Below are 10,373 nucleotides of genomic sequence, written 5' to 3'. Positions count from 1 at the left end.
TTAGATGATGCTATAGAAGAATACGGACAATCACCTAAAGATGAAGTAAAAGATGATCTGGACCTAGACGATAACATAGATCTAGACAATGATGATGAAAAAGAAGAAAATAAAAGTATTTCTAATAATATAATTGCAGGAGGCACTACTCTTCCATCTCCTGATACAGCTAATAATCTGCCGGCTTCTAAATATGAAGATGTAGATAAAGATGTAGATACTGATAAAGTTATTAATGCAATAAAACATCTCCCTTCTATAACACAATATCATGTTTTAGATGCCATACTTAATGAGAAATTAGACAGAATCTCTATGGAATCTTTGCTTAATGCCTTAGAAAGAGGAGAGTCTAATGAAAACATTACAGAATTATTAAATAAAGAATTAGGTTTAAGTCTTAAAGAAGAAGGCAGCAAAAATGTATTAGAACTTATACCTATACCTAATTCATTAAAAGATTATGCTAAAATAATAAGAGTTGCAGCTGTATTTTTAATATTGTTTGTAGCTTTAGTGATTTTATCTTTCCAATTTATTTATAAACCTGTAATGGCAAATAAATACTATAATCAAGGTTTATTAAGCATATCAAAGGGAGCTTATGATGATGCTGAGAGAAACTTTGCCGAAGGTGAAAGATTAAAACCAAAACAGATAAAATGGTATAATAAATATGCAAGAGCTTATATTGACAGAGAAACTTTCAATGATGCTCTTAAAAAGATACAGGGTGCTTTAGATATTAAGCCTAGAGATTTTGAAACTAGAATAACTTTCGGATACTATTATAGAAAGAAAGGAGAAAAAGAATTATCAATAGAAGACTACACATTGGGTGAAGAATTGTATAATAATATGTTAGTTTATACTGAAAAGAAAAAAGAAAAAGAAACTATATATGATGAACGCGGTCTTCTCATGATAAGCAGAGCTAAAAATTTGCTAGAGCCAGATTATTATGATATAGCTTATAATAATTATAGGGATATGGTTAATTTCTTTGGAGACGGTGTAGTTCCTAGAAAAAGAGCTATGCTTATAAAAATTTATCAGGATAATTATGAGCAGGTAAAAGCACTTCAAAATCATATAAACTTATTGAAAAAAGACTATATTGATGATGAAGTTTATCCTAAATTGGCAAATTATTTACTTAATAAAGATGATTTTTATGGCTCAAGAATACTGTTTGAAAGTCTATTAGAAGCATATCCTAATAATTTAGAATCTATAGTAGGTTATGCTGATTATGAAACAAGATTAAAGCATTATGACAGAGCTATGGAAATACTTAATACTGCGGCACTTCCTTTATATGAAGCTAATCCTTTCTATAGAGGAAAAGAATATGTATATAATATGTTAGGTCAAATATATTATAATTTAGGTGAATATGGAAATGCGGTTAAAAACTTTAATGAAGCTTTAGCGATTAATTCAATATATCCTGATGCTAATTATAATTTGGCTAATGTTTATTTCTATAGAGAAAAAGATTATGAAAAGGCAAAACAGCATTATCAAACAGCTTATGATAATTTAGCACCTAATCTTAGGAGCGATAAACTTTTATATAATTTGTCTTGGATATATTATTCAGATGAAGAATATGACAGAGCATTTGAGGGATTCAATGCATTATTCCAAAAAAACCCTAGCAATAGTGTTGTTTCTTATGCTTTAGGTAATTCGCTTTTACATTTGGATAAAGCTAATTTGGCTAATGGATTCTACAGAAATGCTTTAAGTCAGGTATTATCTAAGAGAGACAGATTAGGAAGATTAGAAATGCGTACAGAAGGAGATTTTATACTTGTGAGTTATTTAGCAAGCCTTTACAATAATATAGGTGTTTCTTATGCTTACAATGCTAGTATTACAAATACTATTGTTAATGAACAGGAAGCATTTAAATATTTTGTATTAGCAAGCGAATATTTTGATCAGATAAGAACTTCAAATATAGATTTAGAAAGAATAGAAAAAAGAACCATACTTGTTGATAATCAAAATATAGGGGCAGCTGCTTATAATATAATGGCGGTACAAGGAAAAAGAAATTTGAAGCAGACAGCTGTTATAGATGATTATATACCAAAAGATATGTATTATGTCAGATAAAACAATAAAAAGCAGAGATTTTATAGTCTCTGCTTTTTTTATTATTATTTGATAAAAATATAAAATAATACTATAAATTTCTAAGATGAACCTTACCATTCATATCTATAGTTTTATTTCCTTTTTTATACATTATAAATAGATAATTAAATCCTCTCAAATAAAAATTATTTTCTGCCGCTGCTATATGATAATTACCTTTATTAAGAGTCTTATTATGACGAACAACTGATATAATATCTATAGGCATAAAATATTTATTCATAATTTCAAAAAGTTTAAAACCAATAGGCATAAAAGGAAATCCCTTTTCATAGGAATCAGACACATATAAAGCCATATACCTATCTTTTTTCATTATTCTAAATATTTCATTTATAACTTTTTCCATAGCTTCATAATATTCATTTTCTCTTGCTGTTAATTTTCCAATACAGTTCTTTTCATCAGAATAATTGATATGTGTACTGTAAGGCGGATCTATAAATACAAAATCTACCTTTTCATCTTCTATTGGTATTTTTCTAGCATCAGCTTTAAAAATATCTTTCCTCTGCAATGCTTTTGGATTTATATCATATCCCAAAGCTCTCCTTCCTAGTTCTCTTGCTACATCAACAGTAGTACCGCTTCCTGCCATAGGGTCTACAACCAAATCTTTTTCTTTTGTATATCTGTTTAGAAGATTCCAAATTATATATGAAGGTGTTGCTCCTATATAATGTTTATGTTTTTCTTCTTCGCTTTTTAAATACTGCTGAGAAGGATAATCCCATAAAGTGGTAGTTTGTAATTCTAACTTTTTTTTCATATTTTGTTCGCTTTATAAATAATATATTATCAGCATTTAAAACAAATACTGAATAAAAAAATTGCTTGTTAAAAATAAATACTTTGATATTATATAACAGTAAATATTATTTGGTTATTATAAATGAAAAAAAGAATTAAAGCTATAATATGTTCCGCTATTTCTCTGATATTTGGAGGAATAGGAATACAAAAATTTTATTTAGGTCAAACTAAAAGAGGTATATTGTATGTTCTATTCTGTTGGACAGGCATACCATATTTGCTTTGCATTGTAGACTTAGTAAGGTTTATATTTATGAGTGAAAAAGACTTTAATATTACATACAATAAAAGATATATGGAAAATATAGATTATGAAAATAATAATGAAAGTTACAGCAATAAATTTGATGATGCTATAGATGCTGAATATACTTATGTTGATGATGAAAAAGAAAATCATGATAATCAAGAAAATACAGAAGAAAATATTATTGTTAATAAGGCATTAGAATATTACAAACTAATTAATGAAGCATCAATTTCTATAAAGGACTATAATTTTTCATCTAAAGTAAAACATTTAAATAGCTTATTTAAAAGCATTATTGATAAATCATGCAGCCTAAAGAAAAATGAAAGACCTAAAAAAGAGCTTGATAGAATGCTTCAGTACAATATACCTACAACATTAAAACTTATTAATTCATATATAGATTTATCATCATCAAATACATCAGATTTAAATAATATTAAAGCTGATATAACAGAATCTATAGAATCAGTAATAATATATTTAAATAAGGTATTAGAAAATATACAAAAAGATGATATTATGGATATAACAAGCGATATAGATGTACTTAAAGCAGAATTAAAAAAAGACGGTTATGTTTAAGGAGATAATAAAGTGGATAGCGACGGCGTATATAAAAGAGTTAATATAAATAAAGTTATTAAAAATATTCAGAAAAATAATAATGATATAACTGAAAGCAAAGCACAGGAAATAGCATATATCATGATAAAAGAACTTAATAAAAAAGTTTCTGATATGGTTCATGACTTTGAAAATGGAGAAGGAGATTTTATGGCATGCTATTTTGATGCTATAGATAAAAAATAATAATAAAAATTTTTATTAAACAATATATAAGAAGTTTTTATGAAGTAAAAGTATATTTTATTGTATTGACTTTTTATTTTTCAATGATAAAAAATTAATAAATATATAATAAACAGGAGGATTAATTATGTCATTATCAGATGATATTAAATCAGGATTTTATTCAAGCATTGGTATGATGCTTAAAGGAAAAGAAAAATTAGAGGAAGCAGCACGTGAATTTATTAAAGATAAGAATGTCAGTGCTGAAGAAGGAGAAAAATTTGTAAAAGAAATGGTTAGTAAAGCCAATGAAACTAAAGAAGATATTTCACAATTCATAGATGAAAGAGTGAAAAAAGCCATTGACAAAATGGGATATGTGAAAAAAGACGAATATGATGCTATGAGAAAAGAATTAGATGAACTAAAACAGTCCATCAAAAAAGATGAACAGTAATCTAATTTTTGATAATTAATTTATGAGGAGTTTTAATTATTTTTTATAAATAAAAAAAACTCCTTATTTTATAAAATTATTAGTTTATTAAAGTTTGGGTGATTAAGTAATATGAATAACATAAAATCTATAAACAGAGCTAGAGAAATTATCTCTATAATAATAGCTTATGGGTTCAGAGATATTATAGCTATAACTCCGATATTAAAAATAATAAAAAATCCAATAAATAAAATTAATATAAAACATAAAGGTGTTGATTTAAGAAAATACAGCAAAGCTGAAAGAATCAGAATGGCTTGCGAAGAGTTAGGAACTACATTCATTAAATTAGGGCAAATACTTTCAAACAGAAATGATATACTTTCAAAAGATATTACATCTGAGTTAAGCAAACTGCAAAATCATGTAAAACCTTTTGATGAAAATATTGCTAAAAGTATTATAGAAGAAGAACTTGGGGGTAAAATAGAAGATTTTTTTGAATCATTTGAATTAACACCTAAAGCAAGTGCTTCTATATCTCAGGTTCATACTGCTGTATTAAAAAACGGAGAAAAAGTAGCTATAAAAGTAAAGAGACCTGATATAGAAGAAAATATACTTACAGATATAGAAATTATAGTATGGCTTTCAAACATAATAGAAAAATATAATGAAGAATTTGCATTGATGCAGCCTCAAAAATTGATAGCTGCATTTAAATCTCAGCTTATTCAGGAATTAGATTTTAACTTTGAAAAAAATAATACTTTAAAATTTGCCAAATTCTTTGAAAATAATAAAAATATAAAAATAGCAAAAATATACAATGAATACAGTACAAAAAATATATTAACTATGGAATATATAGAAGGAATAAAAATCTCTGATATTGAAGAAAACGATACTAGATATGACAGAAAAAAACTTGTTTCTATAGGTATAGATGCTGTATTGGAACAGATATTTATGTTAGGCTTTTTCCATGCAGATCCGCATCCGGGTAATTTAATGGCTTTAGAAAATAATGTATTATGTTTTTTAGATTTTGGTATGATAGGATTTATTCCGCCTAACTCTAAAGATGCTTTTTCTTCTTTGATTATGAGTATAAGTTCTGCTGATTATTTAGAATTATCTAAATCGATACTTGATTTATGCTACCATGGGGAAATAAACAATATAGATGAATTTAATATGGCTATATTTATATTGGTGAGTAAATATGTAGATATGCCTTTGGATAATATAAATATAGAAGATGTATTCAATGAACTTATAGGTATAATAAGAGAATTTCGTTTAACTTTGCCTAGCAATATTATGCTTTTAATAAAATCTTTGATAGTTCTTGAAGGAGTTGCTAGAAATTTAGATAAAGATGTCAAATTAATAGAACATATTAAGCCATTCGCATTTAGATATGTTAAAGAACAAATGAAGCCTAATAATTTATTGAAACAGATTAAAAAGTTGCTATATGATTATAGTTATATAATAAAAGAATTTCCTTCAGACTTAGAGAATTTAGTATCAGTTATAAAGAAAGGCAGTGTAAAAATTCAGATGGAGCATAAAAATCTGGAATCATTGTCATCCACTTTAGATGGATTAGCAGATAGATTAAGCTATTCTATAGTTTTAGCTTCTTTGATACTAGCAAGTGCTTTAATAATAACAAGTAAAATGCCTCCCCTTTTTCATGGAACATCTGTTATAGGAATGATAGGATTTGCGTTGTCAGCGATAATGGGATTTATTATGATTATAAGCAGGTTTATAAATAAGTATGTGAAGAAGAAGTAAATTGAGAAATAAAAAAGCCCCTTTAATAGGGGCTTAAAAATGCTCCGAGAACAGGGCTCGAACCTGCGACCCGGTGATTAACAGTCACCTGCTCTACCGACTGAGCTATCTCGGATTATCATTTAATGTTTAAGTATTATAGCATAAACAAAAAAAATGTCAATAGACAAAACATATTTTTTTATTTATAGGCACTAAAATATTCTAATATTTCCTGATATTTTTTTGAATTATTTCCAGATAAAACAATATACTTATTTAAATATTCATATACATTTTTCCCATATTCCTGCTCTTTTTCTGAATCATTTTTCTTCACAGCAGCATCAAATTTTCTTTTATAAATAGATGCTAATTGATAATTAGAATTGGGATCTGCTCTTAATTCTAATGCTTTTTTATATAATTCAATAATTTTATCTTCTTTAAACTCTTTAGTTAAATATATAGCACCGTACATATATACATCGCCCAATTTAGGATATGAAGGATGCTGCTTTAATGCCGCCATTCCTTTAGAATCTAATATATTTATATATGCCTTTAATCTTATATAAGCATTCATACTGCCATCAAACTTAGATAATGTAGTAGAATATCCTGCTGCCTTATCTAATTCCTGATCTTTACTAGGTGTTATAGGCACTGTAAAATTTTCTTGAGAAAATGCTATAATATTGCATATAAACAGTAGAAATATAATTGTTTTCTTCATTAATTCTCCAATTTTTAATATATATAGTATTTAATATTATCGTAATAATTAAAATCTAGTAAAACTAAAAAAGTAAAAAACTAAATTTAATTCTTGACAATAAAAGTATTTATTCTATAATATTTTTGAGAATATAAATTTATGGAGATATTTAATGGCAACTAAAAAAACAGAAAAAACAGCAGAAGATACAAGCAAGAAAACTGCTGCTAAAAAAACTACAGCTAAAAAAACAGCAGAAGAAAAATCTGAAAGCACTCCAAAAAAGGCTGCAGTAAAATCAGCTGCTGCTAAAAAAACCACAGCTAAAAAGACTACATCAGCAAAAAAAGCATCGTCTAAAAAAGATATAGAAGTATTAGAAGCAAAAGAAGTTAAAAAAGATGAATATATACCTGATGAAGTTGATATAGTAAGAGAATTGCCTGAGAGATATAAAGAAACAAAATTGGTACTTATGATGCGTGATCCTGAATGGTGTTTTTTCTATTGGGATATATCTGATGAAGATATAAATTATCATTCTCTAAAAGGAAAAAGAATATCGGTAAGAATATTCCATGTATTTGGTTATGATATTACTAATGGAGAAATTCATAAAGAAATAGAAGTTAATTATATTTATGGCGATAGATATGTTAATTTGGCTATGCCTCATGCATATTTTATAGGTGAACTTGGATACTATGATGAAAATAACAGATTTATAGTATTAGCTAGAAGTAATATGATTTATGCTCCTAGAGATTCTATGAGCAATGTTTATGATGAAGAATGGATGGTTAATGAAGAGATTATCAAACTCTTAAAATCGCCTAAAGCTTTAAGAGAAAGTTTATCATCTGCTACAATATTTGAACTTATAGATTTAAGAAGAAATCATTTGGCAGCTTCTTCTTCATCTTCACTTTTTATGAAAAAAAATTAAAAATAATCAGCGGTATTAATTGATAAAATAAATAATATTAATTTTTCTGTTTTTGAAATCAACTATTGGACTCTATAAATTAAATATTAATTAATGCCGCTAAAAATAATATATAAAGCGGTGAATCTATTAATATAGAAAATAAATGTCTGCTTGTTATTATCTTCTTTTTCATCACAACAAATGAAATTATACTGCTGTATATAATTGGAATACAATATTTCAATTTATTAATCTCTAATGGGAATTTGCCTATTATAATACCCACTAGCATAAACAAAGCCAAAACAATAGGTATTATACCTGTTATAAATGCTAATTTACTAGAATCTATATATGTAGTTAAAGTTACGGCACCTGCAATTTTATCGCTTTGAGAAAATTTTATTTCAATTAAAGCCTGTCTTATAAACATAAATAAAAATACTGTCAATGTAGAAAATAAATATAAAAACGGCTTTTCTTTCAATATATTTCTATGCATAATAAATATTGAACCATTTAATAATACAGTAACTGCAACAGATATTACTATTGCTTTAAAAGGTATAAGTTTTTTAAATAACCTGAAGAAAAAAGAACTTTCAAATCTTGATTTATTTTCAAAACTAATATTATATCCCATTCCAAGCAAACTTGAGAGAATTGAAAGCATCAATATTCCTACATTAATCTTATAGGCAAAATAAAACATAAGAACAGCACTCATCAATATTAAAAATCTAAAAAATATCTTATACTCTTGATAAAACAAATATCTTCTTTTATCGCTTATCTTTATAGTATAATTACTATACCCATTTTCTAAACTCATATATAAATAGTATAAAGATATTATAATGCCTATTTGATATTGAAAAGGCTGTGATAACATATCATATATAGCATAGGACATTAAAAAAGCACCTACAGAAAAGAATATATAACCGTAATTTAGAAAGTCAAATATTCTTGACATAAACCTAACAAAATTACCGGCATATCTATCTTTTATAGTTTGGGCTATATCCTCTATAAGCCAATCAGGAGTAGATGCTCCAGCCATTATACCTATATTTTTATAGTTTGATAAATCAATTTTATCCAAATCCTCTTTATATTCTACATAAAATGCAGGCTTAATAGCTGCTGCTATATTATATAAATTCCTGGTATTTGAACTTTCAGAACCGCCTATTACAAGTACAACATCATTTCTCTTTGCTATTTCTAATACTTCATTTTGTCTTTGATCAGTAGCGGAACATATAGTATTTTTAATAATTATTTCTGTATCTTTATATTTATTTTGTATTTGATTTACATACTTGTCAAAAACTGATTTCTGCAAAGTAGTTTGAGCAACGATTAAAGCTTTTTTAGAATCATTTGGAAGTTTATTTAAATCCTCATCTTTATAAACAACATGAACATCATCAGCATATCCGCATACCCCTATAATTTCAGGATGCGAAGGATTTCCTATTACTATAACTCTGTATCCTAAAGAGCTATATTTTTTTACAAGTCCTTGAATTTTAGCAACATATTTACATGTAAGATTTACTATTTTTTTGGCATGACTTGAAAGAGCTTCTCTTCTTTGAGGAGATATACCATGAGCCCTTACAATAACAGTTTTTCCATCTAAAACGGACATATCCTCATCATCTTCATAAGTTTTTACACCAGCATTTTCCAACATATTAAGAGTTTGAGGATTATGTATTAAATGTCCATCTATATATATTTCATTATCTTTTTTAGAAGCCTGAGAGAAAGTATTTTCTACAGCATACTTCACACCGTCACAGAAACCAGCAAATTTACCTATATCTACATTCATTTGTTTATAATTTTTTATAAGGAATAATAATATTATTATTTAGCTTTAGAAACTTTATTACCTTTAATACATTTAGTACAAACTAAAGCTTTTTTTGCAGAACCATTTACTTCTATTTTTACATTTTGTAAGTTAGCATTAAAAGAGCGTTTAGTCTTTATATTAGAATGGCTTACACTATGACCATTTTGCTTACCTTTACCGCATATTTCACATACTCTTGCCATTTTTTCCTCCAAAAAAATAATATTATTTAGTTTACAATTATAATGCAGTGATTATATATTAAAAAATGATTTTAGTCAATGATTTATTAAAAAATTATTTTTTATTATATATACTCTGCCTTAACCATAAAATAAATTTATTTATATGATGACTTGTCTTATTTATTATCTTCTAATTTAAAAATTATTATTGAAGTATAAAAAATCATATAAAACCAACTTTATAAGACAATTCATACATTTTGTAAAAATTATGCTAATTTCATAGCATATTACTATTTTTTTTATGAAATTAGTTTACAAAAAAACTATTAATGATGTATAATATAAATAATGCACACGGTTGCAAAAGTTAATATAAGGTTTAATTAAAATTATTTAATATATTTTTGATGAATAAAAAAATAAG

Annotated in this window: 10 protein-coding genes and 1 tRNA gene; 6 read left to right on the top strand and 5 right to left on the bottom strand. The window is 26.2% G+C overall.

The genetic code is table 11. The features are described 5' to 3' along the window. The coding region (gene flcA / locus A966_RS03815) for a periplasmic flagellar collar protein FlcA (RefSeq protein WP_008722731.1) at positions 1 to 2,124 on the top strand (2,124 nt) is incomplete at its 5' end. 70 nt (positions 2,125 to 2,194) lie between these two features. Here flcA and A966_RS03810 read toward each other — a convergent pair. Beyond that, positions 2,195 to 2,935 (bottom strand): DNA methyltransferase, encoded by a 741-nt coding sequence (locus tag A966_RS03810; RefSeq protein WP_008722730.1) that lies wholly within the window; start codon positions 2,933 to 2,935, stop codon positions 2,195 to 2,197. A 123-nt stretch (positions 2,936 to 3,058) separates the two neighbouring features. Here A966_RS03810 and A966_RS03805 point away from each other — a divergent pair, with 123 nt between their 5' ends. The 4 genes from A966_RS03805 to A966_RS03790 all read left to right on the top strand — a co-directional run bounded on the left by A966_RS03805 (position 3,059) and on the right by A966_RS03790 (position 6,269). Continuing rightward, entirely contained in the window at positions 3,059 to 3,814 is a 756-nt protein-coding gene (locus A966_RS03805; RefSeq protein ID WP_008722729.1) for a TM2 domain-containing protein, read from the top strand. Between the two features lie 12 nt (positions 3,815 to 3,826). Beyond that, entirely contained in the window at positions 3,827 to 4,042 is a 216-nt protein-coding gene (locus A966_RS03800; protein ID WP_008722728.1) for a hypothetical protein, read from the top strand. 127 nt (positions 4,043 to 4,169) lie between these two features. Beyond that, the gene (locus A966_RS03795) at positions 4,170 to 4,481 is read left to right on the top strand and encodes a phasin family protein (protein ID WP_008722726.1); all 312 of its coding nucleotides are present in this window, start codon (positions 4,170 to 4,172) and stop codon (positions 4,479 to 4,481) included. Between the two features lie 111 nt (positions 4,482 to 4,592). Beyond that, positions 4,593 to 6,269 carry an ABC1 kinase family protein gene (locus A966_RS03790; RefSeq protein ID WP_008722717.1) on the top strand — a complete coding sequence of 559 codons (1,677 nt, stop codon included), beginning with the start codon at positions 4,593 to 4,595 and terminating at the stop codon, positions 6,267 to 6,269. A gap of 42 nt (positions 6,270 to 6,311) precedes the next feature. Here A966_RS03790 and A966_RS03785 read toward each other — a convergent pair. Both A966_RS03785 and A966_RS03780 read right to left on the bottom strand, forming a co-directional pair. Further along, positions 6,312 to 6,384, bottom strand: a tRNA-Asn gene (locus tag A966_RS03785). Positions 6,385 to 6,450: 66 nt separating this feature from the next. Next, positions 6,451 to 6,984: a hypothetical protein gene (locus A966_RS03780; protein WP_008722715.1), complete on the bottom strand. Its 534-nt coding sequence runs from the start codon at positions 6,982 to 6,984 to the stop codon at positions 6,451 to 6,453. A gap of 154 nt (positions 6,985 to 7,138) precedes the next feature. Between A966_RS03780 and A966_RS03775 the strand changes: the two genes are divergently transcribed. After that, complete coding sequence (locus A966_RS03775; protein ID WP_008722713.1) at positions 7,139 to 7,912, top strand: DUF4912 domain-containing protein; 774 nt, start codon at positions 7,139 to 7,141, stop codon at positions 7,910 to 7,912. Between the two features lie 79 nt (positions 7,913 to 7,991). On the opposite strand, the gene ispH is transcribed toward A966_RS03775, so the two are convergent. Continuing rightward, complete coding sequence (gene ispH, locus A966_RS03770) at positions 7,992 to 9,737, bottom strand: 4-hydroxy-3-methylbut-2-enyl diphosphate reductase (RefSeq protein WP_008722704.1); 1,746 nt, start codon at positions 9,735 to 9,737, stop codon at positions 7,992 to 7,994. 35 nt (positions 9,738 to 9,772) lie between these two features. Continuing rightward, positions 9,773 to 9,964 carry a 50S ribosomal protein L28 gene (gene rpmB, locus A966_RS03765; RefSeq protein ID WP_008722698.1) on the bottom strand — a complete coding sequence of 64 codons (192 nt, stop codon included), beginning with the start codon at positions 9,962 to 9,964 and terminating at the stop codon, positions 9,773 to 9,775. Between the last annotated feature and the right edge of the window lie 409 nt (positions 9,965 to 10,373).

The sequence above is a fragment of the Brachyspira hampsonii 30446 genome (assembly GCF_000316195.1).
Taxonomy (GTDB): Bacteria; Spirochaetota; Brachyspiria; order Brachyspirales; family Brachyspiraceae; genus Brachyspira; species Brachyspira hampsonii_C.
The sequence above is the reverse complement of the archived record's forward strand: the minus strand, read 5'-3'. Positions and strand labels throughout refer to the sequence as shown.